The sequence below is a fragment of the Streptomyces sp. NPDC048604 genome, from assembly GCF_043199435.1.
Classification (GTDB): domain Bacteria; phylum Actinomycetota; class Actinomycetes; order Streptomycetales; family Streptomycetaceae; genus Streptomyces.
Window position 1 is genome coordinate 93,714 of record NZ_JBICVX010000005.1, and the last position, 26,795, is coordinate 120,508.

Sequence of the window (26,795 nt, forward strand, 5' to 3'; positions counted from 1 at the left end):
TTCGACGATCATGGCGGCGCACACGCGCCCGCGGCGCGAAGCGCGACCTACTCGGGGGAGTCATCACATGAGCCGTACGACAGCGGCATCCGGCGGCGCGGTGAAGGCGTTCTTCCGGGCTTGGTCGGTGGACTTCGAGCGGGCGCCCATGGCCGAGCGGGTGGACGACCCGCTCATCTCCCGGATGCAGGTCATGCGTACGGTCCTCGGTCTGGCCGCCGCCGTCTGGCTGATCGCGTCCTATCCGCTGAGCAACGGCGGGCAGGAGTTCGTCCTCAACAAGCTGCTCGAACTGGGCCTCGCCTGCGGCTTCCTGGCTGTGGCGAGCATCCTCGGCGTCACCGCCTTCCTCGTCGCGAGCGCCCCGGACCGACGGCGGGACTTCGCCGGGCGTCTGCGCCGGCCGATCGAGGCCACCCTGACGCTGGTCGCGGGACCGCTCTGCGTCTGGGTGTCCTTCATGACCGTCAAGGGCGACCTCGTCGACGGCACCGACCTGAAGGAGTTCTTCACCGGGATCACCGGCCCCGGGGTCATCTCCTCGGTGCTGGCCTTCCTCGTCCTGATCGTCGGCTGGCTCGTGGCGCTCGTCCTGCTGCTCGGCTCGATCCCGTACACGCTCGTCCTGACCTACGCCAGCATCTTCACGTGCTTCCGGACCATGGACGTGCACCCGCTGCTCCCGCCGCTGCTCTCCCCGCTGCTGGTCTGGTCGCTGTTCGCGTTCCAGGTCTTCAACGGCCCCGACATCGCCGCGCCTCCGGTGGTGCTGTACTCGTTCATGCTCGGCGGCCCCCTGTCGGTGACCGCGCTCTCGGTCTGGGAGGTCCGCCGGCTGCGCGCCCGCCACGGGATCACGCTGCGGGTCGCGCTGGGGCGCTGACCGGGGCGTACGGGACCGGTGGCGGCACCGGTCCCGTACGGCGACCACGTCAGGCGATGCGGTCCAGGACGATCGGGTTCGGGGTGAACGCCGTGCCCTCGGGAGCGATGTCGTACGCCGCCTCCAGGGACCTGAGCGCGTAGTCGAACTTCTCCGGGGTGTCCGTGTGCAGGGTCAGCAGCGGCTGGCCCGCGGTGACCGTGTCGCCCGGCTTGGCGTGCAGCTCCACGCCCGCGCCGGCCTGCACCGGGTCCTCCTTGCGGGCGCGGCCGGCGCCCAGGCGCCAGGCGGCGATGCCGACGTCGTACGCGTCGAGGCGGGTCAGGACGCCCGAGGCGGGCGCGGCGGCGACGTGCTGCTCGCGGGCGACCGGCAGGGTCGCGTCCGGGTCGCCGCCCTGCGCGGCGATCATGCGGCGCCAGACGTCCATCGCCGAGCCGTCGGCCAGGGCCTTCGCCGGGTCGGCGTCCTTGATGCCGGCCGCGTCGAGCATCTCGCGCGCCAGGGCGATCGTCAGCTCGACGACGTCCCTCGGGCCGCCGCCCGCGAGGACCTCGACCGACTCGCGGACCTCCAGCGCGTTGCCGGCGGTCAGGCCGAGCGGGGTGGACATGTCGGTGAGCAGGGCGACCGTCTTCACGCCGGAGTCGGTGCCCAGGCCGACCATGGTGCGGGCCAGCTCGCGGGCGTCGTCGAGGTTCTTCATGAACGCGCCGGTGCCGACCTTCACGTCCAGGACCAGGGAGCCGGTGCCCTCGGCGATCTTCTTGGACATGATGGAGCTCGCGATCAGCGGGATCGCCTCCACCGTGCCGGTGACGTCGCGCAGCGCGTACAGCTTCTTGTCGGCCGGGGCGAGGCCGTCGCCCGCCGCGCAGATCACCGCGCCGGTACCGTCCAGGACCGACAGCATCTCCTCGTTGGAGAGCAGGGCCCGCCAGCCGGGGATGGACTCCAGCTTGTCGAGGGTGCCGCCGGTGTGGCCGAGGCCGCGGCCGGAGAGCTGCGGGACGGCCGCGCCGCAGGCGGCGACCAGCGGGGCCAGGGGCAGGGTGATCTTGTCGCCGACGCCGCCGGTGGAGTGCTTGTCGGAGGTGGGGCGGGAGAGCGAGGAGAAGTCCATCCGCTCGCCGGAGGCGATCATCGCCGCGGTCCAGCGGGCGATCTCGTCGCGGTTCATCCCGTTCAGCAGGATCGCCATGGCCAGCGCCGACATCTGCTCGTCGGCGACCTCGCCGCGGGTGTAGGCGTCGATGACCCAGTCGATCTGCTCGGGGGTGAGCTCGCCCTTGTCCCGCTTGGTGCGGATGACGGAGATGACGTCCATGCAGATGCCTCTTTCTACGCGCATAGAGGGGGAAAGGAGGAGCGGCCCTTCCCATCGTGCCGGAAGGGCCGCTCCGAAGTGCTACTTGGCGAGGTGGTCCGGGCCGAAAGCCTGCGGAAGCATCTCGTCCAGGGTGAGCAGGCCGGCCGGGGTCTCCAGGACGAGAGCCGGTCCGCCGAACTCGTACAGCAGCTGCCGACACCGGCCGCACGGGACCAGCGCCTCGCCGCGGCCGTCCACGCACACGAAGTGCGTGAGCCGGCCGCCGCCGGTCGCCTGGAGCTGCGAGACCAGTCCGCACTCGGCGCACAGACCGAGCCCGTACGAGGCGTTCTCCACGTTGCAGCCGGCGACCATCCGCCCGTCGTCGACGAGCGCGGCCGCGCCGACCGGGAAGCCCGAGTAGGGCGCGTACGCGTGCGACATCGCCTCGCGCGCGGCCTCCCGCAGGGCCTCCCAGTCGACGGCCGGGACGGGCGAGGTCACTTGCCCTCGCCCTTGCGGTACCGCATGCCGTCCGCCTTGGGCATCCGCAGCCGCTGCGCCGAGAGCGACAGCACCAGCAGGGTGACCACGTACGGCGTGGCGCTCACGAACTCGACCGGGACGGTGTCGGTACCGAGGTACCAGATGAAGACGCCGACGCCGATGACGATGGCGATGGACGAGGTGATCCAGCGCTTCTTGTACGCCTTCCACGCGGCGATCGCCACGAGGACCGCGAACAGCAGCAGGAGCAGCGCGTGCACCGACTCGCCGCCGCTGCGGAGCTGGAGCGCGTCGGCGAAGCCGAAGAGGCCCGCGCCCATGGCGAGGCCGCCCGGCCGCCAGTTGCCGAAGATCATCGCCGCGAGGCCGATGTAGCCACGGCCGCCGGTCTGGCCCTCGTTGTAGATGTGCGAGGTGACCAGCGACAGGAACGCGCCACCGAGGCCGGCGAGACCGCCGGAGACGATCACGGCGATGTACTTGTACTTGTAGACGTTGACGCCGAGGGACTCGGCGGCGATCGGGTTCTCACCGCAGGAGCGCAGGCGCAGGCCGAACGCGGTCTTCCACAGCACGAAGAACGTACCGATCACCAGCAGGACGGCGAGGATCGTGACCAGCGAGAGGTTGGTGACCAGGCCGCCGAGGATGCCCGCGACGTCCGAGACCAGGAACCAGTGGTGCTTCTCGATGTCGGCCAGCCAGTCGGACAGGCCCGGGATCGTGACCGAGGTGATCTCCTCGGACGGCGGGGACTGCTTGGGGCTGCCGCCCTTGGCCGCGGCCTCGCCGCTGTTGAACCACAGCTTGGCGAAGTAGGTGGTGAAACCGACCGCGAGGATGTTGATCGCGATACCGGAGATGATGTGGTCGACACCGAAGGTGACGGTGGCGACCGCGTGCAGCAGACCGCCGAGCATGCCGCCCACGATGCCGGCGAGGATGCCGAGCCAGGGGCTGGTCTGCCAGCCGGCCCAGGCGCCGAAAAAGGTGCCGAGGATCATCATGCCCTCGAGGCCGATGTTGACCACACCCGCGCGCTCGGACCACAGACCGCCGAGACCGGCGAGGCCGATCGGCACGGCGAGCGAGAGCGCGGCGCCGATCTGGCCGGCCGAGGTGAGGTCCTGCGCGCCGGTGATGGCCCGGACGGCCGAGAGGGCGATGAGCCCGCCCGCGACGATCAGCAGGATCCAGGAGAGCGAGAGGCGGGTGCGGCCGCCCTTGCCGCCGGCCGCCTTGGGCGCGGCGGGCGGCGGGGTGGAAGTCGCCGTGGCGGTCACGCCGACACCTCCGTCGTGTTGTTGGAACGGGCCTGGGCCGCGAGCTTCTCGCCGACCTGACGCTGCTGGCGCTTGACGCCGTAGCGGCGGACGACCTCGTAGGCGATGACGACGCAGAGGACGATGACGCCCTGCATGACGCCGACGATCTCCCGGTCGTAGTCCTCGAACTCCAGCTGCTGGCCGCCGCGCTCCAGGAAGCCCCAGAGGATCGCGGCGAGCGCGATGCCGATCGGGTGGTTGCGGCCGAGCAGGGCGATGGCGATACCGGTGAAGCCGATGCCGACGGGGAAGTCGCCGCCGAACTCGTAACTGTCGTTGAGCAGCGTCGGCATGCCGATCAGACCGGCCATGGCGCCGGAGATCAGCATGGAGGTGACGACCATCTTCTTCACGTTGACACCGCTTGCCGCGGCGGCCGTGTCGGACTGGCCGACGGTGCGCAGGTCGAAGCCGAAGCGGGTGCGGGAGAGCGTGAACCAGTAGCCGACGCCCGCGATGGCCGCGATGACGACGAAGCCGTAGATCGGGGTGGGCGTGGTCGGGAACTCGAAGAAGTGCGAGGACTCCGGGAGCGGGGTCGTGGCGACCTTGGTGCCGGCCGCGTCCAGGTGGCCGAGGCGGCCGGGCTGCAGCAGGTAGCCGATGATCGCGGTCGCGATGAAGTTGAGCATGATCGTCGAGACGACCTCGCTGACACCGCGGGTGGTCTTGAGGACACCGGCGATGCCCGCCCACATGGCGCCGACCAGCATCGCGGTGATGATGATCAGCGGGATCTGGACGATGCCCGGGAGGGTCAGCGCGCCACCGACGGCGGCGGCGAAGAAGGCCGCGAGCCGGTACTGGCCGTCGACGCCGATGTTGAACAGGTTCATGCGGAAGCCGATGGCCACCGCGATGCCCGCCAGGTAGTACGTCGTCGCCTTGTTGATGATGTAGACCTGGCTGTCCGACTTGATGCCGTAGTCGAACATGATCCCGAAGGCGCTGAACGGCTCCTTGCCGGTGGCCGCGAGCACCAGGGCGGTGATCAGGAAGGCGGCGACGATCGCGAGCACCGGCGCCGCGATCCCCAGGAGCAGCCGCTCCTTGTCGATCTTCTTCATCGGGCCTCGTCCTCCGGGCCGTCGGTGCCCTCAGGGCTCTCTTCGTGCTCAAGGTGACCGGCGGCGGCACCGGTCATGGCCGAGCCGAGCTCCTCCGGGGTGATGGTCGCCGGGTCGGCGTCCGCGACCAGCCGGCCGCGGTACATCACGCGCAGGGTGTCGGACAGGCCGATCAGTTCGTCGAGGTCCGCGGAGATCAGCAGCACCGCGAGACCCTCCCGGCGGGCGGAGCGGATCTGGTCCCAGATCTGCGCCTGCGCGCCGACGTCCACGCCCCGGGTGGGGTGCGCGGCGATCAGCAGCTTGGGGTCGTGGCTCATCTCGCGGCCGACGATCAGCTTCTGCTGGTTGCCGCCGGACAGGGAGGCCGCGGTGACCTCGATGCCGGGGGTGCGCACGTCGTACTCGCGGACGATCCGCTCGGTGTCCTTGCGGGCGGCCTTGAGGTCGAGGATCGCGCCCTTGGAGTTGGGCTTCTCGGTGACGTGGCCGAGGATGCGGTTCTCCCAGAGGGGGGCCTCCAGGAGCAGACCGTGCCGGTGGCGGTCCTCGGGGATGCAGCCGATGCCGTCCTCGCGCCGCCTGCGGGTCGGCGCGGCGGAGATGTCGGCGCCGTCCAGGGTCACCACACCGCGGTCGGCGGCGCGCATGCCCATGATCGTGTCGACCAGCTCGGACTGGCCGTTGCCCTCGACGCCGGCGATGCCGAGGACCTCGCCCTTGTGGATGGTCAGGGTGATGCCGTCGAGGACCGCGCGGATCACGCCGTCGGGGTCGACGGCGCTCAGCGACAGGTCCTCGACCGTCAGCATCGGCACGTCGGTGACGGTCGACTCGCGGGTCTCCGGGGAGGGCAACTCGGCGCCGACCATCAGCTCGGCGAGCTGCTTGGTGGTGGTGTGCTTCGGGTCGGCGGTGCCGACCGTGGTGCCGCGGCGGATGACGGTGATCTCGTCGGCGACCGACAGGACCTCGCCCAGCTTGTGCGAGATGAAGATGACCGTGAGGCCCTCGGCCTTGAGCTCGCGCAGGTTGTCGAAGAGGGCGTCGACCTCCTGCGGGACCAGCACGGCGGTCGGCTCGTCGAGGATCAGGGTGCGGGCGCCGCGGTAGAGGACCTTGAGGATCTCCACGCGCTGGCGGTCGGCCACACCGAGGTCCTCCATGAGGGCGTTCGGGCGGATGCCGAGGCCGTACGCGTCGGAGATCTCCTTGATCCTGGCGCGGGCCTTGTCGCCGATGCCGTGCAGCTTCTCCGAGCCGAGGACGACGTTCTCGAGGACGGTGAGGTTGTCCGCGAGCATGAAGTGCTGGTGCACCATGCCGACGCCGCGGGCGATGGCGTCTCCGGGGTTGTTGAACGTCACCAGCTCGCCGTCGACCGTGATGGTGCCCTCGTCCGGCTTCTGCATGCCGTAGAGGATCTTCATCAGGGTCGACTTGCCCGCGCCGTTCTCGCCCACGAGGGCGTGCACGGTGCCGCGGCGCACGGTGATGTCGATGTCGTGGTTGGCCACGACTCCCGGGAAACGCTTGGTGATGCCGCGGAGTTCTACGGCGTTCGGACTACTGGGGCTGGAGGCTTTGATGACGCACTCTCCTAGGCAGGGAGCGTGAGGAGGACGAGACGGGGACGCAGGCGCTGTCGGTGGCGAAAAATACCCTGTGGACGGGGTGCTACGCGCGTAGCGTGAAGAAAATCGTTCAACTGCCCACGGGCATACGTGTGAAGGGGGCCCGGAGTGTCGGCCGAAGCCGCTCTCCGGGCCCCCGTCCGCTGACGATCAGAGGGTCGTGTTGACCTTGATGGTGCCGTCGACGATCTTCTTCTTGGCCTCGTCGAGCTGGGCCTGGATGTCCTTGAGGTGACCACCGGTGGTGGTCAGCGAGACACCGTTCTCGGCCAGCGAGTAGACGTGCGTGCCGGTCATCGGCTTGCCGTCCTGGACGGACTTGATCAGCTCGAAGACACCGGTGTCGACGTTCTTGACCATCGAGGTCATGATCGAGCCGGCGTACTTGGACAGGGCCGGGTCCTTGGCCTGGTCCGAGTCGACGCCGATCGCCCAGGTGCCCGGCTTCGCGGCGACGGCCTCGATGGCGCCGGCGCCGGAGCCGCCCGCGGCGGCGTAGATGACGTCGATGCCCTTGTCGAGCATGCCCTTGGCGGCGGCCTTGCCCTTGTCCGGGGCGCCGAAGCCGGAGAAGTCCGTACCGGTGGAGAGGTACTGGATGGTGACCGAGGCGTTCGGCTTGGTGTCCTTCACGCCCTGCTGGAAGCCGGCGGCGAACTTCTTGATCAGCGGAGTGTCGACGCCGCCGATGAAGCCGATCTTGCCGTCCTTGGACTTCAGCGCGGCCGCGACACCGGCGAGGTAGGAGCCCTGCTCCTCGGTGAAGACGATGGAGTCGACGTTCTTGGCCTCGGAGACCGAGTCGACCAGGCCGAAGGAGGTCTTCGGGAACTTGGCCGAAACCTTGTCGATCGCGTCCTTGTAGGCGAAGCCGACACCGATGACGGGGTTGAAGCCGCCCTCGGCGAGGGACGTCAGGCGCTGCTCGCGGTCGGCCGGGGTCTCACCGGTCTTGGCGGTGAGCTCCTTGGTCTCGACACCGAGCTCGTCCTTGGCCTTGTCGAGGCCGCGCGCAGCGGAGTCGTTGAAGGAGTTGTCGCCACGGCCGCCGACGTCGTAGGCCATGCCGACCTTGATGGTGTCCCCGGAGCCGGAGCTCTCGGTGGACGACTCTCCGCACGCGGTGGCGGTGAGGGCGAGAGCCGCTGTGACAGCACACGCGGCGGTGATCTTGGATACCCGGCGCACGAGGAGGTCCCTTCAAGACTGACCGAAAGCGCCCCTTGCGGCGCTGGCTTGTGGGCGATCGTAACGCGCGTAGATGTCAGTTAAAGACGCGTTCATGAGTCGTTACCGGATCGACGCCCGCGATCTCCCACCCACTATCCTGCGCCCGACACGCCCCCGGCGCACGCCGTCACGGCGCGATCAGGCCCGGTCACCGTCCTGGGGGAAGCGAGCGGGAGCCGCCGTGGCGGCTTCCCGCTGTCGTCATGCGCGCGCGGGCGTCACGCGCGGGCGTCCAGGAGGGCGGCGGCGGTGAAGAGCTCGACACCGACCTCGATGGCGCGCTCGTCGGCGTCGAAGTCGCCGCAGTGGAGGTCGCCGCGGGCGGTGTCGCCGGGGGTGCGGACGCCGAGGCGGGCCATCGCGCCCGGGACGTGCTCCAGGTACCAGGAGAAGTCCTCGCCGCCCAGGCTCTGCTCGGTGTCCTCGATCGAGAGCGGGCCCCGGCGCGCCGTCATGGCGTCGCGCAGCAGCTCGGTCATCACCGGGTCGTTCACCACCGGCGGGACGCCCCGGACGTACTCGATGGTCGACTTGGCCCGGTGCAGGGTCGCGATCTCGTCGACCGCCGCGTGCACCAGGTCGGGCGCGTCGCGCCAGCCCTTCAGGTCCAGGCAGCGCACGGTGCCGGAGAGCTCGGCGTGCTGCGGGATGACGTTGCAGGCGTGGCCGGCCTCGATCCGGCCCCAGGTGACCGCGAGCCCGGAACGGGCGTCGACCCGGCGGGCAAGGAGTGCCGGGACCTCGGTGGCGACCTTCGCCGCGGCCGTGACCAGGTCCGTCGTCAGATGGGGGCGGGCGGTGTGGCCGCCGGCGCCGTCCAGGGTGATCTCCAGCCGGTCGCAGGCCGAGGTGATCGGTCCGGGCCGCAGCCCGATCCGGCCGACGTCCACCCGCGGGTCGCAGTGCACCGCGAGGATCCGGCCCACGCCCTCCAGGACCCCGGACTCGATCGCGTCGGGCGCGCCGCCGGGCAGCACCTCCTCCGCGGGCTGGAAGATCAGCCGCACCGGGGCGGGAAGCAGGCCCTGCCGGTCCAGCTCGGCCAGGACCAGACCGGCGCCGAGCACGGCGGTGGTGTGGACGTCGTGTCCACAGGCGTGCGCCATGTCGGCCACGGTGGAGCGGTACGGAACCGTTTTGACGTCCGGGATCGGCAGCGCGTCGATGTCCGCGCGCAGCGCCAGCATCCGCCGGTGGCCGCTCCGGCCCTCGCCCCAGGAGCCCACGTCGCACATGAGTCCCGTGCCCGTGGCCAGCACCTTCGGCCGCAGGCCGGCGGCCTCCAGGCGCTCCTTGAGCCGGGCGGTCGTACGGAACTCCCGGTTGCCGAGCTCGGGGTGCATGTGCAAGTCCCTGCGGAACGCGATCAGTTCGGTGCGCAGGGCGGCGGGCAGACGACCGGGCGGGGCGACGGAGTCGGGCTCACGGGACTTCAACTGGTTCACCTTTTGAAGGGTAGGCCCCAAGAGAGATCAACTGCCCGTCGATCAACAAAAGTTCAACCCGTTAGGGGAAGAAAACCGGTGTCGGAAGGCTTGAGGCCCGCTCCTTCTGGGTAAGCTCGGCGGATTCCTGTGGGCAAGCTCACCCGAACTCGAGTCGCTCGATCATGGTCGGCGCGGTGCCGGTCACCCCGGACAGGAAGCCCTGCGCCCGCGGCGAGGCGTTCGAGCGCAGCCACTCGGGCGCCACCTCGCAGACCGCGATCCGCACCCCCGTCCCCTCCAGCACCGCCGGCAGCGTGTGCACCACGGTGGACGGGAAACTGACCACGGTGCGCCCGATGGGACCGCGGCGGGCGATCAGCTCCAGCGGCAGATCCGGCCGGACGATCTCCATCCCGGTCTCCACGGCGATCCGGTGCAGCTTCTCCGCGCTCTCCCGGCGGTGCGCGAAATAGCGGGTCGCGCCGTGCGCCTCGGCCAGGCCGCCGACCGCGTCCGCGTACCGGTCGGGGTGGACCACCCCGGTCTCCACCAGGGAGGTCCCGACCAGGTCCGCGCCCCGGGTCTGCCGCGGCGGGCCGAACCGGGAACGGGTCCAGGCGAAGCGGTTCACGGTCACCGTGGTCTGCGGCGGCGGGTCCACCGGCAGCGCGGTGAAGATCTCCACCGTCCGCCGGCGCGCCGGGGCGAGCCGGTGCCGGGCCAGCGCGCCGACCGGCGCGAGCACCAGCTCCCTCGGCCCGCGGCTGCCCCGCCGGTGCCAGCGCACCAGCCGTTCGCCGCGGGTCAGCTGGGCCGCGTACTCCATGGTCGCGGTGCCGTCGTCGACCACCGTGAGCCGGTCGGCGCGCACCAGGGTGAGCAGCAGCTGGACGTACCGGGAGAACGGGTCGCCGATCACCACCCGCTCCGCCCGGTTCAGCTCCGGCGCAAGCCGGGCGAGGGTGCGCAGCACCGCGCCCGCGCCGCCGCGGGCCTCCTGCCAGCGGACGGTGACGCCCTCGTCGCGGGCCAGCTGCGCCATCCGGCGGAGCTGGCCGCGCGACATGGGGTCGGTCGGCGGGAGGACGACTATGGCGAGGTCACCGCCGAGGCCCTTCGGGGCCTCGGCGGCGCGCTGCGCCGGAACGGGCGTACGCGCGTACGCCCATTCCAGGACGTTCAGGAGCTGGACCGGGCTCTCGACGAACGCCAGCTGGCCGGTCATGCGGCGACGAGCCCCTGGACCCGGCGGAGCTTCTTCATCGGGCCGAGCTCGGACTCGTAGACCTTCTTCACGCCGTCACCGAGCGCGGTCTCGATGGTGCGGATGTCGCGGACCAGGCGCTGCAGGCCCTGCGGCTCGACGGAGGCGGCCTGGTCGGAGCCCCACATCGCGCGGTCGAGGGTGATGTGGCGCTCGACGAACGCGGCGCCGAGGGCGACGGCGGCGAGGGTGGTCTGCAGGCCGGTCTCGTGGCCGGAGTAGCCGATCGGGACGTTCGGGTACTCCTGCTGCAGCGTGTTGATCACGCGCAGGTTGAGCTCCTCGGCCTTGGCCGGGTACGTCGAGGTGGCGTGACAGAGCAGGATGTTCGAGCTGCCGAGCACCTCGACGGCGTGCCGGATCTGCGCCGGGGTCGACATGCCGGTGGAGAGGATGACCGTACGGCCGGTGGCGCGCAGCGCGCGCAGCAGCTCGTCGTCGGTGAGGGAGGCGGAGGCGACCTTGTGGGCCGGGACGTCGAACTTCTCCAGGAAGGCGACGGCCTCGGTGTCCCACGGGGAGGCGAACCAGTCGATGCCGCGCTTCTTGCAGTGCTCGTCGATGGCGCGGTACTCGTCCTCGCCGAACTCCACGCGGTGGCGGTAGTCGATGTAGGTCATGCGGCCCCAGGGGGTGTCGCGCTCGATGTCCCACTGGTCGCGCGGGGTGCAGATCTCCGGGGTGCGCTTCTGGAACTTGACCGCGTCGCAGCCGGCCTCGGCCGCCACGTCGATGAGCGCGAAGGCGTTCTCGAGGTCGCCGTTGTGGTTGATGCCGATCTCGCCGCAGACGTAGACGGACTCGCCCGGGCCGGCGGTCTTGTTGCCGAGGGTGCGGAGACGGGTGTCGCTCATGGGGTGCGGTTCCTTACGCGTTCGGGGGTGTGGAGGCGGGAACAGGGACGGCGGGCATGGGGACGGCGGCCGGTGTGGGGACGGCCGGTGCAGGGGCGGCGGGCACAGGGGCGGCGGGCATCGCGAGTTCGGGGCCGAGGAGCCAGCCGGCGATCTCGCGGATCGCCCCGGAGCCGCCGGGCGTCGTGGTGACGGCCCGGGCGGCGGCCTTGACCGCGTCGTGGGCGCCTGCGACCGCGACCGGCCAGCCGACGAGGTGGAAGCAGGGCAGGTCGTTGACGTCGTTGCCGGCGTAGAGCACGCGCTGCGGGTCGACGCCGTTCTCGTCGCACCACTGCTTCAGGGCCCGGTCCTTGCGGTCGATGCCGTGCAGGACGGGGATCTTGAGCTTGCGGGCGCGGGCGGCGACCACCGCGTTCTGCTCGGTGGACAGGATCAGCAGCGGGACGCCGGCGCGGCGCATCGCGGCCACGCCGAGGCCGTCGCCGCGGTGCACGGCGACGAACTCGTGGCCCTCGGAGTCGAGGAGGACCCGGTCGTCGGTCTGGGTGCCGTCGAAGTCGAGGACGACGGCGTCGACGTCGGCCAGGACCGGCGTGGTGACCGGGTCGAGCAGCGGCGCGAGCGCGCGGGCGCGGGCCAGGTCGTGCGGGTCGTCGATCTCCAGCACCCTGGCCGGGTCGGTGACGACGACGGCGGTGCGGCCGAAGAAGCGGTGACCGTGCTTGCGGAAGCCCTCGGCGCACATGGCGTACGCGGCGCCGGTCTCCAGGTACTCCGGCTCGCGGTCCTGGCGGCGCGGGCGGAACGCCTTGTCGTGGTTGACGCCAAGAGAGTCGCCGGTGTCGCCGGAGCGGGCGCGCCACACGAAGCCGTGCGAGGGGGCCGTGGTCAGGGCGGTGTCGGCGGGGCCCTGCAGCACCTCGGCGGTGACCCCGTCGACGTCCTCGGAGGTGAGGAAGGGGCTGGTGCACTGGACGAGCAGGACCACGTCGGCGCGCCGGCCGTGGGTGGCCTCGAAGGCGTCCATGGCGTGCAGCACCGCGGACTCGCTGGAGGCGGTGTCGCCGGCGATGGACGCCGGGCGGTGCACGGCCTCCGCGCCGGCGGCGCGGGCGGCGGCGGCGATGTCCGCGTCGTCGGTGGAGACCACCACGTCGGTCACCAGGCGCGCGCCGCGGCAGGCCAGGACGGCGCGGGCGACCAGCGGGACGCCGCCGACCTCGGCGAGGTTCTTCGCGGGGACGCCCTTGGAGCCGCCGCGGGCGGGGATCACGGCGAGGACGGTGGCCCGCTCGGCGGCGGTCGCCGGGGCTTCGGTCGTGGTGTCCGTCGTGGTCATCAGAGTTCTCCCAGCCGGCGGATGACGGGAGCCACGCGCTGGACGCCGTGGCGGTACGCGCCCCGGGCGGCCTCGCGGACCAGGCGGCGGAGCCCGCTGTCGGGGGTCTCCGGCGCGGTCACGTCGAGGTTGTGCCGGGCGAGGATGCCGGGCAGGTACCCGGGCGCGGTCTCGGCCGTGTAGTAGGGGGCGATCGGGGGCAGGTCCGGGCCGGCGAGGAGTTCCGCCACGCGGGCGCGGGCGGCGTCGAACGCGGAGTCGTACGAGCTGTCGGAGGCCACGCCCTGGCGGGCGAGCCAGTCCTCGTCCGGGGCCAGCCGCTCGTCCTTGTCGAGCGCGTCGAACGAGGTCAGCAGGCCGGAGCCGATGAAGTGGTGGTTGCCAAGGACCTCGCGGACCCCGAGGTCGGAGAGGATCGCGGTCGGGATCCGGCGGTGCAGGGCCTCCAGGGCGGCCGTCGAGGAGACGGTGACCAGCAGGTCGGTGCAGTCCAGGACCTCGCCCATGTGCCCGTACACCAGGCGGAAGTTGGGCGGTACGGCCAGGTCGCGCACCAGCTTCTGGTACGGCAGCTCCTCCAGGTGCGTGGTGTGCTCGCCGGGCTTGGAGCGCAGCTTGAGCAGCACCTCGCGCTCGGGGTGCAGCCGGGCGTGGCCGACCAGCCGGCGCAACAGGTACATGCGGTCGGCGCGGCTGACCGGCACGGACGGCTGGGCGGCGAAGACGAGCGTGTCACGGCCGGACTCGGGGGTGTACGGGGCGCCGCCGAGGAACGGCAGCGCGGCCTCGACGACCGAGGAGGCGTCGGCGCCCACACCCTCGTACACGGCGCGGAAACGCTCTGCGTCGTGCCGGGAGTTGGCGAGGACGACGTCCGCGCCGTGCCGCAGCAGCAGTCCGTCGGCGAGCTTCTCGTAGACCACGCCGACATAGCCGGTGACGATCACCGGCCGCCGCTGGAGGTCGAGGTCGGCGATCCCTTCGAGGACCGCGCGGACCGTGCCGCCGACCAGCGCGAGCACCACGACGTCGAAGCCCTCGTCCCGCAGCGCCCGCAGGAACTGACCGCCGGTCACCTCGTGCGGGGGCGTGTCGGACACCCCGGCCTCGGCGAGCTGGCGCGCGGTGGGGGTGGCCCGCCCGCGCAGGAGGAATCCGGTCGGCTCCACCCCGCCGGGGGCGATGCGGCGCGCGGTCAGCGCTCCCCATTTCCACCGGGTGTCGGAGTCTGCGAGTACGGCGACGCGCACCGCTGCATTGCTTGGTGATGGCACGTCGGTGACGTTAGAAAGGCATCCGGCTCGATGGCCCAACTCGGCCACAACAAACGGTGAACACCGGCATGACGCATTCTGAAAAGGCCCGGGAATGGCGTGTCGGAAGATCGACGCCCAAGCCGATTCAGCAGACCGTCGCCGCGCGTTCACCGCACATCCGCTTTTCGGCAAGGGCGAATGCCGGGGGCCCGCCTAGCGTCGGCCGCGTGGTCATGCTCTCTGTCGTCGTGCCGTTCTACAACGTGCAGACATACGCCCCCGACACCCTCAGAAGCCTGCACGCGAACGCGCGGGACGACGTCGAGTTCGTGCTCGTCGACGACTGCTCGACGGACGGGACCCGGCACCTCCTGGAGCGCGCGGCCGAGGAGCTGCCCGGGGCGGTGCTGATCCGGCACGAGCAGAACGGCGGACTGGCCACCGCGCGCAACACCGGCCTCGACGCGGCCCGCGGGGAGTACCTCGCGTTCCTCGACGGCGACGACTGGGCCGCCCCCGGTCACTTCACCGAACTCCTCGCCGTCATCGAGGAGTTGGACTGTGACTTCGTGCGCACCGACCATGTCGTGGCCACCGGCCGCAAGCGGTCGGTCAAGCGGGCGCCGATCGGCCGGCGCGACGAGGTGCTGCGGCCGCGGGACGCGATCCTGCCGGCCCACCGGACGACCTCGGTGGACTATCCGTACGCCTGGGCGGGGATGTACCGCCGGCGGCTGCTCGACCGCGGGCTGCTGCACTTCACCGACGGGCTGCGCACGGCCGAGGACCGGCCGTGGATCTGGCGGCTGCACCGCGAGGCGGAGTCGTTCGCCGCGGTGAGCACCCTCGGCGTGTTCTACCGGCGGGGGGTCGCGACCTCGCTCACCCAGATCGCGGACGTGCGACAACTGGATTTCATCCGGGCATTCGACCAGGTGATCGAGGAAACGGCGAACGATTCCGATGCGGACGCGCTGCTGCCGAAAGCAGTGCGTACATACTGTGCGATCATCGCCCATCACCACGCCGCGATCAGCCGATTCGAACCGGCCGTCGCGAGGAAATTGCGGACGCTGAGCGCGGCCGCGCTGAAACGAATGCCGCAGGACATTCTGAAGGAGGCGCTGAACTCCATGGACGCCGATCGCGCGGGTCTGCTGCGCAGAATCCGCCGTCGCCCGGGGTCCGCGGAGGTGGCCGCGGCATGAGCTCTCGTACCACCGGCACCGCGCGCACGACCGGCACCGCACGCACCACCCGTCGTACGACGCAGATCTTCTACGCCTCCACGCTGTACGGCGTGGCCACCCTGGCCGCCGCCCTGGACAGCGGCTGCTTCGGCCCCGCCGACCGGCGACTACTGCTGCTCGCCAACAACGCGGCGGTCCCCGAGACCGCGGTCGCCCCCGACGCCATGCAGGGCTTCGAGCGGCTGCGCGACCGCTTCGACGGGGTGCTCTCCTGGAACGAGGCGATCGCCCCGCTGCACCCCTCCGGCTGGACTCCCCGCCCGGACGACGTGCCGCTCCTGGAGCGCCATCTGCGCACCCTGTGGGACCTCGGCGACGACCGGCTCGAACTCGCCGTGGAATCGGTGCAGGTGACCCCGGCCCTGTCGATCGCCCAACTCTTCCCGGACGCGGCGCTCGACGTGTACGCGGACGGGCTGATGAGCTACGGGCCCACCCGCAACAAGATCGACCCACTGGTCGGCGAACGGGTGCGCCGGCTGTTCCACCTGGACCTCGTGCCGGGGCTCGCGCCGCTGCTGCTCGCCGAGTTCGGCGCGGCGGCCAGGATCGTGCCGACCGAGGCCTTCACCAAGGTCGTCGCCGAACTGGCGGACACGCCCGCCGCCGACGGCACGACCGGTCCGGTGCTGCTTCTCGGCCAGTACCTGGCCGCGCTGTCGATCCTCACGCCCGCCGAGGAGGAGGCGCTGCACCTGCGGATGGTGCGCGGCGCGGTCGCCGCCGGCCACCGCACGCTCGTCTTCAAGCCGCACCCGACCGCCCCGCAGTCCTGGACGAAGGCGCTGCGCGAGGAGGCGGAACGGCTCGGCGCGGAACTGACCGTGATCGAGCGGCCGGTGCTCGCGGAGGTGCTGTACCGGGAGCTGCGGCCGGCCCTGGTGGTGGGCTGCTTCTCGACGGCGCTGCTCACGGCCGCCACGTTCTACGGGCTGCCGGTGGCCCGGGTCGGCACGGACACGCTGCTCGGCCGGCTGAGCCCGTACGAGAACAGCAACCGCGTCCCGGTCACGATCGTCGACGCCCTGCTCCCGGACCTCGCCGACCCGGCCGCCGTCGCCGCCTGGGCCCCGCCCGCGCCGGCGCGGGTCGCCGCCGAACTGGCCGGACTGGTCGGCGCGGTGGGCTTCGCGATGCAGCCGCAGATCCGCGCGGACCTGCGGCCGGTCGCCGAGGCGTACCTGGCGGGCGGCCCGTCCCCGGCGGCCTGGCGCTACTTCACCCGCCGCCGGCTGACGGTCCTGGGCCTGCCCGGCGGACTGCCGGTCCCGCGGCACGCCGCCGTCCGCCGCCTGGCCCGCCGCGCCCGCCGCCTGAAGCGGGCCGCGCTGCGCCGGGTGAGCCGCTGAGGGGCGGCGACACGAAGGCCACGACGGCCGACGGCAGTACGACGGGCCCGCCGCGATGCGGCGGGCCCGTCGCCGTACCGGCGTGGCGGGAGGGGGGAGCGCCCGTCAGCCGGCCCGCACCTGGAACCCCGTGTCGCACTGGTCGCGCACGTAGTCGTCGTGCGTGGCGATGACGACCGCGCAGCCCGCGTCGCTCATCTCGCGGAGGATCTTCACCACCATCACGGTGTTGTCGTGGTCGAGGGCCCCGGTCGGCTCGTCGGCCAGCACGAGCGAGGGCTGCTTGACGATGAGCCGGGCGAGGGCGACCCGCTGCTGCTCGCCGCCGCTGAGCCGGGAGACCCGCTCGCCCTCCCGCCCGGACAGGCCCACCCGCTCCAGGGCCTCGGCGATGGTGGGCCCGCTGCCGCCGCGCGTCCGGCGGCCCTTGGTGACGACCTCCAGGTTGGTGGTGACCGTCGCGTTGTCGATCAGGGCGTAGTTCTGGAAGAGGTAGCCGAGGACGTCCCGGCGGAACACGCGGGCCTGCCCCGGGCGGAACCGGGTGATGTCCCGTCCCTCGTGCAGGATCGCCCCGGACGTGGGTTCGTCCAGCAGCCCGATGCAGTTGAGGAGCGTCGACTTGCCCGAGCCGCTGGGGCCGGTCAGGGCGAGCATCTCGCCGGCCTGGACCGTGAGGTCCACGGCGGACCACAGGGTGCGGGAGCCGTAGGACTTCGCCAGCTTCTCGACGTTGATCACGGTGTGTTGCTCCTGGTGCTCGTGGAAACGGGGACGGGGCCGGCGCACCGCCAGGTGCTAGGCCTCGCTGGTTCCCTCACGGACGATCCGCCGGTGGAAGAGGAAGAGCGCGGTGAGCACGACGGCGAGGGTGAGACCGGCCAGTCCGGCCGCGGCGCCCACGTCCAGTCCCGTGACCTCGGCAGGCGGGCGCGGGGAGGGGATGCCCCGCGCCGCGTACACCGCGAGGTCCTGGTTGTCCCACCAGGTGCGCAGCGGCAGCCAGGCGCACAGCGCCACGGCGATCGCCGCCTCCACCGCCAGCAGGGCCCGGTGGGTGGCCCCGAACGTCCACCCGCTGATGTGCCGTACGAAGATCGCCTGGGCGTTCCTGCGGGCGTGCACGATGCACACGCCGACGGCGGTGATGAGCAGCACCGCGGAGCCCGCGGCGAGTTCGAACAGCTGGAGGCGGAACGCGGCCGACGCCTCGCGCATGGCGGTCGCCGCCTTCTGCTTCACGGGGAACAGCGCCGCGATGTAGGTCTTCATCTTCGGATCCTCCGCGAGGATCCGGTGCACGTCCTTCGGGTCCGGGAAGATCACCTGGTTGCGGGTGGCGAAGGCGTAGTAGTTGATGTCGCTGAGGTAGCGCGAGCCGTCCGGGATCACGAGCAGCACCGGGTCCCGCACGAAGGAGCGGTCGGTGCCGGCGCCGCCGGCCCGGTCCGTGCTGTCCCCGGGCGTGTACGAGAAGATCCGCTGGCCGCTCCGGATCGGGTGGCTCTCGATGTCGCCGGGCGCGATCTTCTTCGGGTCCTCGGGACTCAGGATCCGCGGCGTCTCGTTCTTGAACATCTCCGCCTGGGCGCCGAGGCTCTCCGGTACGAGCAGCTGGACGCGGCCGTCGCTCTTGGGCGGCCGGGACGGCGGGGCGTAGCGCTTGCCGTCCGCGGTGAGCACCGGTTGTGCGGCGAGGAACGACTCGTTGACGATGAGCAGTTCGCCGGGCAGCTCCTGACGGAAGAGGTCGCGCAGCCACTGCCGGCCCGCGACGATGAGCTGCCCGTCCCGGTCCGCCTGGTGGAGGCGGCTGCCCACCGCCTTCTCCATCTCCGGGATCTCGTCGATCCCGACGCTGCCGGTGATCCGGATGCCCGTCGCGTCGCCCGCCGCGACGTACGTCTCCCACACCTGCCGGCGTTCCAGCAGGTCCTGTCCGGCGGCGGCGACCTGGGCCGCGAGCCCCACGATCAGCAGCAGCGCGGGCAGGCGCACCGCGTAGGCGGCGATCGACGAGGCCCGGGCGGGGATCTCGCCCTTGAGGGCGGCGGCCAGTCGGGTCTTCCAGGTCAGCCGGAGCACGGCGGCGTGCGCCGCCAGGACGAGGATCTCCAGGACGACGGCGAGCCCCAGGGCCACGGCGGCGTACAGGCCCAGCCGGGCGAGCCCGTTGTACAGGCCGAGCACCGTGGTCACCGCGGCGGCCACCAGCGCCGCCGTGATCAGCCAGAACCGGCCGAGCTGGGACAGGTCGCGGAGATACGCGCGGGTGAAGGACATGCCCTGGAGCCGGAGCACTCCGTACGTCCGGGCGCTGAGCAGCACGCTCGCGCCGGTGAGCGTCACCAGGGCCAGAGCGGTGATCAGAAAGGATTCGAACAGCGGGCTGTCCGCGTAGGAGTTCCGCAACTCGGAAAAGGAAAGGGGCCTGTTGAGCGAGATCTGCAGGCCGAGCGACTCGAATTTCTCGACGACTTCCCGTTCGGACGGCCGGTCGCCGAACACATAGTAGATTCCCCGCGGGTCACGGTCGCCGACGTCCTGCAAGGGGTGGACCTCGGTGACGAGCTGCCGGCCGAAGTCCGGATAGCCGTCCTTCAGCCAGGAGGCCTCGGCTGCATTCGGGTCACCCGCCGCGAGATACAGATGGCGGCGCCCCTCCGAATCCTCCAGATCGGGCAGCTCCCGCCCGATCACGGCACCATGTTCGGTCGCGAACTCCGAGAGTTCCCGCACCACTTCGCGCCCGCTGACGGAATCGTTCGCTCCGTCGACGAGCAACGCGGCGCGGTTCCCCAGGAACAGCCCCTCGTCGAGATCGCTGACGACGAGGAACGCCAGCACGGCGGAGAAGGCCAGGACGACGGCGTGGACGAACTTGATGCCTCTGTGCAACATGACCTGTCTGTTCTCGCGGGCCTGTGGGGCGCGACTGCGCCTCGCCCCCCACAGGCACTCCTCATTCGGCGAAGTCGCCGGTCAGGACCGGCGAGCGGGATCAGCAGACGCGGTAGTAGGACTTGTCCGCGACGCCGTCACGCTCGGGGGCCGAGGTGATGGACCAGTACCCGGCCGAGGTGTTCGGGCTGCGGTCGGTGTACGAGCCCACCGAGGTGGAACCGTGGCACCGGCCGCCGTGGTAGTAGTCCGACCACACGATGCTGCTGTTGGTGCCGTAGTCCCACGTGCCACCGGCGCTGGGGTACTCGATGGTGGCGAGGGCGGGGGTCGCAGCGGCCATGACCAGCGCACCGGTGGCCACACCGAGCTTGGCGATCATCTTCATGTGAAGAACCTCCTCAGCTCCGATCCCTTCGGAGCGCCTTCACTCTAAGAAGGCCCGGACCTGCGGCGACAGAGATCATTCAGTCAGTCGTCCGCAGGTCCCGGTGCATGGAATCCGCCATGCCGACCGCCTCTTCCGGACCCGCCGGCGCAAGCGAATCGATCATGTCGGCCAGGAAACGGAAGGGAGTCACAGAAGAAACATGACTTACCACCAGTCACATGGGATTCCACTGCTCACCCCGGAGAGCCCGATCTTCCGGTTCCGGCCCCGAATCCCCGGGAAAGGAACCGGATTCACGGTTTGCAGACGTTTCCCGCCACGGCGCGAACGATGCGGTGCGCCTCGGACACGCGCAGGTTTCACGCGTGGCGTGATCCAATCGATCAAGCGCGGATGATCGCCTCCTGGATCTCGGTGATCCACCGGGAACGGTCCTCGGGGCACTCCAGATAGAGCTCGCGGGCGTAGTGCCGCGAGACATAGCCGTTGGCGTCGATCCAGCGGGCCAGGTTCTGCACGGTCGGCAGGATGTTCTCCATCGAGCCGCGGTGGACGATGGTGGCCGCCTCCTCGATGCCGGGCAGCACGTGGACCTCGACGCCCTCGACGGCCGTGCCCGCGGGGACGGTCATCCCGGCGTGCACCAGGATCGAACCGTCGCCCCGGCCGGCGTCCTCGTAGTACGCGAGGCCCGGGCCGAAGCCGGTGACGCCCGCGGCCTCCAGACGGGCGCACAGCTCCTCGTACAGGGGGGTGATGACGGGGCCGATGTCGTGCGGGCCGAAGCTCGCGGCGACGGCGCTCAGTTCGGCGATCCGGACGGCGGGGATCTTCTTGACGACGACGTCCTGCGTGGACATGCGTCCCTCGCTCTCGATGGCTCGGAGCCGCGCACCGACCTGGGCCAGGCGCGACCGCGCCTCCTCCAGGGCCGCTTCCAGCTCGGCCCTGCGCAGGCGCAGCATGCCCCGCAGTTCCTCGGCGCCCACCTGCTCGCCGAGGATCACGGCCACCTGTTCCAGGGTGAAGCCGAGGTCCTTGAGCGCGATGACGCGGTTGAGCCGGGCGAGCTGGCCGGCCTCGTAGTACCGGTAGCCGCTGTGCGGGTCGACATGGGCGGGGCGCAGCAGTCCGATCGCGTCGTAGTGACGCAGCATGCGGACCGACACCTGGCCGTGCCGGGCGAAGTCTCCGATGGTGAAGATGACGCCCCCTACGCAACGGCCTCACACCGTGTCAGGGTCAAGCGGCGCTGCTCAGGCTCAGCTTCACGGCGAAGCCGAGGAACAGCGCGCCGGCCGCCGAGGTCGCGCCGGCCGAGAGCCGCTTGCGGCGGCGGAAGGCGGCGGCGAGACGCGAGCCGCCGAATATCAGCGTCGTCAGGTACAGGAAGCTGCCCAGCTGGAGCAGGGCGCCGAGGACCAGGAAGGAGAGCGCCGGGTAGGCGTACGAGGGGTCCACGAACTGCACGAAGAACGAGATCAGGAAGAGGATCGCCTTGGGGTTGAACAGGCTGATGACCAGCGCCCGGCGGTACGGGTTCTCCCCCGCCGCCGTCCCGGCCTCCTGCGCGAGCACCGCCTCGTCGACCGGCTCGCCGCGCGCGATCCACATCGCCCGGGCGGCGCGGAGCATCCCGATCGCCATCCAGGTCAGATAGCCCGCGCCCGCGTACTTCACGATCATGAAGAGCAGCGGGGTGGTCTGGAGCAGCGAGGCCGCGCCGACCGCGGCCAGGGTCATCAGGACCGCGTCCCCGGTGAACACCCCGGCCGCCGCCTGGTACCCGGTACGGGCGCCCTTGCGGGCGGCGACCGACAGCACGTACAGCGAGTTCGGCCCCGGCAGAAGGATGATGAGGACGAGCCCCGCGAGATAGGTCGGCAGATCGGTGACACCCAGCATGAAGCGGAGTGTCGCACGTGGGTGCGACACTCCGCTTCACGGTTTCGTATGGCGGAAGATCAGAACGCGTCCGTCGGGACGTACGTGCCCCAGACCTCGCGCAGCGCGTTGCAGACCTCGCCGATCGTGGCCCGCGCCTTGAGCGCGTCCTTCATCGGATAGAGCACGTTGTCGGTGCCCGCGGCGGCCTTCTTCAGCGCCTCCAGGGCCGCGTCGACGGCCGCCTGGTCGCGCTCGGCGCGCAGCTTCGCCAGGCGCTCCGCCTGCTGGGCCTCGATCGCCGGGTCGACGCGCAGCGGCTCGTACGGCTCCTCGACGTCGACGGTGAAGCGGTTGACGCCGACGACGACCCGCTCCCCGCTGTCGGTCTCCTGGGCGATCCGGTACGCGGAGCGCTCGATCTCGTTCTTCTGGAAGCCGCGCTCGATCGCGTTGACCGCTCCGCCCAGGTCCTCGACCTTCCGCATCAGCTCCAGGGCGGCGGCCTCGACCTCGTCGGTCATCTTCTCGACCACGTAGCTGCCGGCGAACGGGTCGACGGTGGCGGTGACGTCGGTCTCGTAGGCGAGGACCTGCTGGGTGCGCAGCGCGAGCCGGGCGGACTTGTCCGTCGGCAGCGCGATGGCCTCGTCGAAGGAGTTGGTGTGCAGCGACTGGGTGCCGCCGAGGACCGCGGCCAGCCCCTGTACGGCGACGCGGACCAGGTTGACCTCGGGCTGCTGTGCGGTCAGCTGGACGCCGGCGGTCTGGGTGTGGAAGCGGAGCATCAGCGACTTGGGGTTCTTCGCGCCGAACTCGTCCCTCATCACCCGGGCCCAGATCCGGCGCGCGGCGCGGAACTTGGCGACCTCCTCCAGGATGGTCGTACGGGCCACGAAGAAGAACGAGAGGCGGGGCGCGAAATCGTCCACGTCCATGCCCGCGGCGACGGCGGTACGGACGTACTCGATGCCGTCGGCCAGCGTGAACGCGATCTCCTGCGCGGGCGAGGCGCCGGCCTCGGCCATGTGGTAGCCGGAGATCGAGATGGTGTTCCACTTCGGGATCTCGGCCCTGCAGTACTTGAAGATGTCGGCGATCAGCCGCAGCGAGGGCTTCGGCGGGAAGATGTACGTGCCGCGGGCGATGTACTCCTTGAGCACGTCGTTCTGGATGGTGCCGGTCAGCTTGTCCGCCGCGACGCCCTGCTCCTCCGCGACCAGTTGGTAGAGCAGCAGGAGCAGCGAGGCCGGGGCGTTGATCGTCATCGACGTGGACACCTTGTCCAGCGGGATCCCGTCGAACAGCACCTTCATGTCGTCGACCGAGTCGATCGCCACGCCGACCTTGCCGACCTCGCCGTGCGCGATCGGGGCGTCCGAGTCGTGGCCCATCTGGGTGGGCAGGTCGAAGGCGACCGACAGGCCCATGGTGCCGTTGTCGATGAGCTGCTTGTAGCGGGCGTTGGACTCCACCGCGGTGCCGAAGCCGGCGTACTGCCGCATCGTCCACGGCCGGCCGGTGTACATCGACGGGTACACGCCGCGCGTGAAGGGATACGAGCCGGGCTCGCCCAGCTTCTCGTCGGGGCTCCATCCGGCCAGGGCGTCCGGCCCGTAGACCGGCTCGATCGGAAGACCCGACTCCGACTCGCGCGACATCGCTGCGCCTCTCGATAGACCTACTGTGCGGTACGACCCCCGTGACGGACTGTATCGGCGGCCGCGCGGCCGATGGAGCGGCGCACGCTGGGACCTTCCTCACAGGATGCTCCCCGGTGCGCAACCAAGCACGCGCGGGAAGCATCAATAGGTACACACACATGCCTTGGGGGGTCTTCCATGCGCCACCGTTCCGTCATACACAGAGCCGTCCTGGCCGCCGCCGCGGTCGCCCTGGCCGTCGGCTGCACGCCGGAGGCCGGGGCCGGCGGCACCGCCGACCCGTCGCCGGTGCCACCGTCGTCGAGCGCACCGTCGTCCGCCGCGCCGTCCGAGACGCCGACGAGCGACGACAAGCCCTCGCAGGCGCCGAGCAGCGAGGCCCCCTCGCCCTCCGCGACGCCGACGACGGAGCGGCCGCAGCCGCAGTCCAAGGTCCTGATGAAGGACGGCGACGAGAGCGCGCAGGTGCGGGAACTCCAGGCGCGGCTGCGTCAGATCGGCTACTTCGACCGCGCCCCCACGGGCTTCTACGGCTCGATCACCGGCACCGCGGTGAAGGCCTTCCAGAAGAAGCGGGAGCTGCCGCAGACCGGTTCGGTGGACGAGATCACCTGGCAGAAGCTGCTCGGCATGACGCGCAAGCCGACGAAGGACGAGCTGCGCCCGTCGACGAGCAACAAGCTGGACAAGCCGGACCCGCGCTGTATGAAGGGCCGGGTGCTGTGCATCAGCAAGGAGACCCGGACGCTGGCGTGGATGATCGACGGCAAGGTGCTCTCGTCGATGGACGTCCGCTTCGGCTCGGAGAACACCCCCACCCGTGAGGGCACGTTCAGCGTCGGCTGGAAGGCCCGCAAGTGGACCTCGACGATCTACCACACGCCGATGCCGTACGCGATGTTCTTCAGCGGCGGCCAGGCCGTGCACTACTCCGCCGACTTCGCGGCCCGCGGCTACGCCGGCGCCTCGCACGGCTGCGTGAACGTCCGGGACAAGGGGAAGATCGCCGCCCTCTTCGACCAGGTGAAGGTCGGGGACAAGGTCGTCGTCCACTGGTAGGGACGAGAGAGGGCGCGGGCGGGACCGGGGGAACGTGTCCCGCCCGCGCCTGGTGCGCCGAGCCGTAGGTACGGGGGGAACCCCGGCTCGTTATGCGCCGCCGATGACCAGTCGGCTCATTCAGTACTGCGTCACCGCTTCCAAAAACGTCACACCCTCTCGGAAACGAAACGATAACGGGCGCAAGGCCGCGCATCATCGCAGGTCAGAAGGGTGTGCGAGGAGGTGAGCGCTCAGACGGAGCGGGTGACGAGCGTCCGGGCGGCACCGTCGTCGGAGGCATTCGCGCCATCCGTACCGGCGCCATCGGCCTCGTCCGCCCCGTCGGCCACCGGGCCCGGGCTGGGCGAGAGCGGCCGGAACGAGACCGTGGGCACGGGGGTGGAGACGTCGGCCCCCGCGGCGCGGTCGCCGGAGCCCTCGCCGACGCCGGTACGCGTTCCGGTGCCCGAACCCGTGCCGGAGGTGTCGTCGCCCTTGTCGGCGTCGCCGTCGCCGGAGGAGCCGCCCGAGTCGCCGGAGCCGTCGGAGCCGCTCGTGTCCCTGTCGCTTCCGGACCCGTCCGCCTCGCCGAGCAGCCGGTCGCAGAACGCCTTCACCGTCTGGCCGCTCTTGGGCGCCGCGGCCAGTCGGCGGCGCTCGGCGGAGTCGAGCTTGCCGGCCCGCAGATCGAGGCAGGCCTCGATGTACCGGGCGCGCAGCTCGGCACGCTTCTTGCCGTCGCCGTCCGTCTTCGGGGCGTCGCTCGCGCCGGAGTCGGGCGTGCCGGTCGCCGGCGGGGTGCTCGACGGGCCGCCGGAGGGCGGCGCGGACGGGTCGGCGCCGTGGGAGTGGCCGTCGTCCGGGGTGTGGGTGGAGTCGCTGCCGTCGTCCGGCCCGTCGGTGTCCTCGGGGCCGGGCGAGACCGCGGCCGAGACGGAACTGGCGGGCACCGGACCGTCGAACGGCGTCGGCAGCATCCCGGTACCGGCGGCCACGGCCACGCCGCCGACCGCGAGGCCGGCGACCGAGGCCGCGAGACCGAACCGGAACGAGCGGGACCAGCGGGCGCGGCGGGCCCGGCCGGCGGGCGCCACGAGCCGTACGTCGCCCAGATCCACGGGCGCGGGAGCCGCGCCGGCGGCGGCCCGCCTGCCGTGGGGCAGGGAGACCGCGCGGAACGCGGCCATCGCCGCCTCCTCGCCCGGAAGCGGAGCCGTTCCGGCGAGCGGGGCGGGGCGGGCGGATTCGAGGGCCTCGGCCAGCCGTTCGGCCGCGGCGCGTTCGTGATCGTCGACGGGGTCGACCTTGTCGCCGCGCAGCAGTCGCTCCGCGGCCTCCAGGTCGAGCCACTCGTACCGCTCGTCGGCCATCACATGTCCTTCTGCGTCCGCGCGCGTGATTGCGTCACACCGCCCGGCGCGGTCGTATCCGACCTGCGCCCGCGCTGCGGGGGCACGCCCTCCAAGGAAGAGGAGGTTCCGCTCGCGTCGGTTCCGTGTCTGCCGGATCCGTCGCCGAGGAGTTCGGCCAGTCTTTTCAGTCCGCGGTGGGCGGCCGTGCGGACCGCCCCGGCGCGCTTGCCCAGGGTGTCGGCGGCGGTCTTCGCGTCCAGGCCGACGACCACGCGCAGCACCACGGCCTCGGCCTGGTCCTGCGGCAGCCGGGCGATCAGGTCCATGGTGCGGCTGGTGGCCAGGGCCTCCATCGCCTCGGCCGCGGTGTCCGCGTCGGCGGGCTTGTCCGCGAGCTCGGTCTCGTCGCCGCCGACGGCGGGGCGGCGGCCGCGCATCCGTATGTGGTCCAGCGAGCGGTTGCGGGCGATCCGGGCCGCCCAGCCCCGGAAACGGTCGGCGTCGCCGCTGAACCGGTCGAGGTCACGGGCGATCTGGAGCCAGGACTCGGAGGCCACGTCCTCGGCGTCGGTCTCGCCGACGAGGGAGCGTATGTAGCCGAGCAGCCGGGGATGCACGGCTCGATAGACCGCCCTGAAGGCGTCCTCGTCCCCGTGCTGCGCCGCAAGCACCGCGGCGGTCAGCTCCGCGTCGTCCCCCAGCAAACCCCACACCTGTTCGTCATCGCGGCTGGTCACCGCCACCGCGCGGCTCGCGCGCAGCGCAACGCTACGTCCTCACCGGGTGTCACGTCCATGCGCATCGGCGTGTTTGTACAAGCTGCAACTGAACGCCGACGCAGTGGGGTGTGACAGAAAACGCAGCC

At 71.3% G+C, this 26,795-nt stretch carries 23 protein-coding genes; 4 read left to right on the plus strand and 19 right to left on the minus strand.

Annotated elements, in window-relative coordinates; all coding sequences use genetic code 11:
- Positions 1 to 67: 67 nt before the first annotated feature.
- Positions 68 to 883 carry a hypothetical protein gene (locus ACGFMM_RS12140; protein WP_393645694.1) on the plus strand — a complete coding sequence of 272 codons (816 nt, stop codon included), beginning with the start codon at positions 68 to 70 and terminating at the stop codon, positions 881 to 883.
- Between the two features lie 49 nt (positions 884 to 932).
- Here the strand turns inward: ACGFMM_RS12140 and ACGFMM_RS12145 are convergent, their stop codons facing one another.
- The 11 genes from ACGFMM_RS12145 to ACGFMM_RS12195 form a co-directional block, all read right to left on the minus strand.
- Positions 933 to 2,210 carry a thymidine phosphorylase gene (locus ACGFMM_RS12145; protein ID WP_393645696.1) on the minus strand — a complete coding sequence of 426 codons (1,278 nt, stop codon included), beginning with the start codon at positions 2,208 to 2,210 and terminating at the stop codon, positions 933 to 935.
- 81 nt (positions 2,211 to 2,291) lie between these two features.
- A complete protein-coding gene (locus ACGFMM_RS12150; protein WP_393645698.1) occupies positions 2,292 to 2,696 on the minus strand; it encodes a cytidine deaminase in 405 nt (134 codons plus the stop codon).
- The gene (locus tag ACGFMM_RS12155; protein ID WP_393645700.1) at positions 2,693 to 3,982 is read right to left on the minus strand and encodes an ABC transporter permease; all 1,290 of its coding nucleotides are present in this window, start codon (positions 3,980 to 3,982) and stop codon (positions 2,693 to 2,695) included. The genes ACGFMM_RS12150 and ACGFMM_RS12155 overlap by 4 nt, the downstream gene beginning before the upstream one ends.
- Entirely contained in the window at positions 3,979 to 5,091 is a 1,113-nt protein-coding gene (locus ACGFMM_RS12160; RefSeq protein WP_393645702.1) for an ABC transporter permease, read from the minus strand. Before ACGFMM_RS12160 ends, ACGFMM_RS12155 begins: the two co-directional genes overlap by 4 nt.
- Complete coding sequence (locus ACGFMM_RS12165; RefSeq protein ID WP_393646284.1) at positions 5,088 to 6,680, minus strand: ABC transporter ATP-binding protein; 1,593 nt, start codon at positions 6,678 to 6,680, stop codon at positions 5,088 to 5,090. The genes ACGFMM_RS12160 and ACGFMM_RS12165 overlap by 4 nt, the downstream gene beginning before the upstream one ends.
- 195 nt (positions 6,681 to 6,875) lie before the next feature.
- Entirely contained in the window at positions 6,876 to 7,913 is a 1,038-nt protein-coding gene (locus ACGFMM_RS12170) for a BMP family protein (protein WP_393645704.1), read from the minus strand.
- 260 nt (positions 7,914 to 8,173) lie between these two features.
- Positions 8,174 to 9,400: an amidohydrolase gene (locus ACGFMM_RS12175; protein ID WP_393645706.1), complete on the minus strand. Its 1,227-nt coding sequence runs from the start codon at positions 9,398 to 9,400 to the stop codon at positions 8,174 to 8,176.
- A 139-nt stretch (positions 9,401 to 9,539) separates the two neighbouring features.
- Positions 9,540 to 10,607, minus strand: coding sequence for a hypothetical protein (locus tag ACGFMM_RS12180; protein WP_393645708.1), 1,068 nt, complete (start codon positions 10,605 to 10,607; stop codon positions 9,540 to 9,542).
- Positions 10,604 to 11,500, minus strand: a complete 897-nt coding sequence (locus ACGFMM_RS12185; RefSeq protein WP_393645710.1) for an N-acetylneuraminate synthase family protein — start codon at positions 11,498 to 11,500, stop codon at positions 10,604 to 10,606. Before ACGFMM_RS12185 ends, ACGFMM_RS12180 begins: the two co-directional genes overlap by 4 nt.
- A 13-nt stretch (positions 11,501 to 11,513) precedes the next feature.
- On the minus strand, positions 11,514 to 12,842 hold the full coding sequence (locus ACGFMM_RS12190; RefSeq protein ID WP_393645712.1) for a cytidylyltransferase domain-containing protein: 1,329 nt from the start codon (positions 12,840 to 12,842) through the stop codon (positions 11,514 to 11,516).
- Entirely contained in the window at positions 12,842 to 14,116 is a 1,275-nt protein-coding gene (locus tag ACGFMM_RS12195) for a DUF6716 putative glycosyltransferase (RefSeq protein ID WP_393645714.1), read from the minus strand. The genes ACGFMM_RS12190 and ACGFMM_RS12195 overlap by 1 nt, the downstream gene beginning before the upstream one ends.
- 209 nt (positions 14,117 to 14,325) lie before the next feature.
- On the opposite strand from ACGFMM_RS12195, the gene ACGFMM_RS12200 reads away from it, so the two are divergent.
- Together ACGFMM_RS12200 and ACGFMM_RS12205 are read left to right on the plus strand one after the other, a co-directional pair.
- A complete protein-coding gene (locus ACGFMM_RS12200; RefSeq protein WP_393645716.1) occupies positions 14,326 to 15,306 on the plus strand; it encodes a glycosyltransferase family 2 protein in 981 nt (326 codons plus the stop codon).
- Positions 15,303 to 16,697 (plus strand): alpha-2,8-polysialyltransferase family protein, encoded by a 1,395-nt coding sequence (locus ACGFMM_RS12205; RefSeq protein WP_393645718.1) that lies wholly within the window; start codon positions 15,303 to 15,305, stop codon positions 16,695 to 16,697. The genes ACGFMM_RS12200 and ACGFMM_RS12205 overlap by 4 nt, the downstream gene beginning before the upstream one ends.
- 105 nt (positions 16,698 to 16,802) lie before the next feature.
- Here ACGFMM_RS12205 and ACGFMM_RS12210 read toward each other — a convergent pair whose 3' ends face one another.
- The 6 genes from ACGFMM_RS12210 to ACGFMM_RS12235 form a co-directional block, all read right to left on the minus strand.
- Positions 16,803 to 17,438: an ATP-binding cassette domain-containing protein gene (locus ACGFMM_RS12210; RefSeq protein WP_393645720.1), complete on the minus strand. Its 636-nt coding sequence runs from the start codon at positions 17,436 to 17,438 to the stop codon at positions 16,803 to 16,805.
- A gap of 57 nt (positions 17,439 to 17,495) precedes the next feature.
- On the minus strand, positions 17,496 to 19,598 hold the full coding sequence (locus ACGFMM_RS12215; protein WP_393645722.1) for a hypothetical protein: 2,103 nt from the start codon (positions 19,596 to 19,598) through the stop codon (positions 17,496 to 17,498).
- 100 nt (positions 19,599 to 19,698) lie between these two features.
- Complete coding sequence (locus ACGFMM_RS12220; protein ID WP_393645724.1) at positions 19,699 to 19,986, minus strand: lactococcin 972 family bacteriocin; 288 nt, start codon at positions 19,984 to 19,986, stop codon at positions 19,699 to 19,701.
- Between the two features lie 386 nt (positions 19,987 to 20,372).
- Positions 20,373 to 21,194: a MerR family transcriptional regulator gene (locus ACGFMM_RS12225; protein ID WP_393646286.1), complete on the minus strand. Its 822-nt coding sequence runs from the start codon at positions 21,192 to 21,194 to the stop codon at positions 20,373 to 20,375.
- A 37-nt stretch (positions 21,195 to 21,231) separates the two neighbouring features.
- Complete coding sequence (leuE, locus tag ACGFMM_RS12230) at positions 21,232 to 21,894, minus strand: leucine efflux protein LeuE (RefSeq protein WP_393645726.1); 663 nt, start codon at positions 21,892 to 21,894, stop codon at positions 21,232 to 21,234.
- A gap of 59 nt (positions 21,895 to 21,953) precedes the next feature.
- On the minus strand, positions 21,954 to 23,534 hold the full coding sequence (locus ACGFMM_RS12235) for a methylmalonyl-CoA mutase (protein ID WP_393645728.1): 1,581 nt from the start codon (positions 23,532 to 23,534) through the stop codon (positions 21,954 to 21,956).
- 180 nt (positions 23,535 to 23,714) lie between these two features.
- Here ACGFMM_RS12235 and ACGFMM_RS12240 point away from each other — a divergent pair, with 180 nt between their 5' ends.
- Entirely contained in the window at positions 23,715 to 24,596 is an 882-nt protein-coding gene (locus ACGFMM_RS12240) for a L,D-transpeptidase family protein (RefSeq protein ID WP_393645730.1), read from the plus strand.
- 233 nt (positions 24,597 to 24,829) lie between these two features.
- Here the strand turns inward: ACGFMM_RS12240 and ACGFMM_RS12245 are convergent, their stop codons facing one another.
- Positions 24,830 to 25,948, minus strand: a complete 1,119-nt coding sequence (locus ACGFMM_RS12245; protein WP_393645732.1) for a hypothetical protein — start codon at positions 25,946 to 25,948, stop codon at positions 24,830 to 24,832.
- Entirely contained in the window at positions 25,948 to 26,634 is a 687-nt protein-coding gene (locus tag ACGFMM_RS12250; RefSeq protein WP_393645734.1) for an RNA polymerase sigma factor, read from the minus strand. The genes ACGFMM_RS12245 and ACGFMM_RS12250 overlap by 1 nt, the downstream gene beginning before the upstream one ends.
- Between the last annotated feature and the right edge of the window lie 161 nt (positions 26,635 to 26,795).

Bases quoted from the DNA above. Each gene is read 5' to 3' on its own strand.
- ACGFMM_RS12240 (WP_393645730.1), top strand. From the start codon at position 23,715: ATGCGCCACCGTTCCGTCATACACAGAGCCGTCCTGGCCGCCGCCGCG.
- ACGFMM_RS12215 (WP_393645722.1), bottom strand. From the start codon at position 19,598: ATGTTGCACAGAGGCATCAAGTTCGTCCACGCCGTCGTCCTGGCCTTC.
- ACGFMM_RS12235 (WP_393645728.1), bottom strand. From the start codon at position 23,534: ATGTCGCGCGAGTCGGAGTCGGGTCTTCCGATCGAGCCGGTCTACGGG.
- ACGFMM_RS12190 (WP_393645712.1), bottom strand. From the start codon at position 12,842: ATGACCACGACGGACACCACGACCGAAGCCCCGGCGACCGCCGCCGAG.
- ACGFMM_RS12140 (WP_393645694.1), top strand. From the start codon at position 68: ATGAGCCGTACGACAGCGGCATCCGGCGGCGCGGTGAAGGCGTTCTTC.
- ACGFMM_RS12180 (WP_393645708.1), bottom strand. From the start codon at position 10,607: ATGACCGGCCAGCTGGCGTTCGTCGAGAGCCCGGTCCAGCTCCTGAAC.
- leuE (WP_393645726.1), bottom strand. From the start codon at position 21,894: ATGCTGGGTGTCACCGATCTGCCGACCTATCTCGCGGGGCTCGTCCTC.
- ACGFMM_RS12185 (WP_393645710.1), bottom strand. From the start codon at position 11,500: ATGAGCGACACCCGTCTCCGCACCCTCGGCAACAAGACCGCCGGCCCG.
- ACGFMM_RS12145 (WP_393645696.1), bottom strand. From the start codon at position 2,210: ATGGACGTCATCTCCGTCATCCGCACCAAGCGGGACAAGGGCGAGCTC.
- ACGFMM_RS12205 (WP_393645718.1), top strand. From the start codon at position 15,303: ATGAGCTCTCGTACCACCGGCACCGCGCGCACGACCGGCACCGCACGC.
- ACGFMM_RS12220 (WP_393645724.1), bottom strand. From the start codon at position 19,986: ATGAAGATGATCGCCAAGCTCGGTGTGGCCACCGGTGCGCTGGTCATG.
- ACGFMM_RS12160 (WP_393645702.1), bottom strand. From the start codon at position 5,091: ATGAAGAAGATCGACAAGGAGCGGCTGCTCCTGGGGATCGCGGCGCCG.
- ACGFMM_RS12245 (WP_393645732.1), bottom strand. From the start codon at position 25,948: ATGGCCGACGAGCGGTACGAGTGGCTCGACCTGGAGGCCGCGGAGCGA.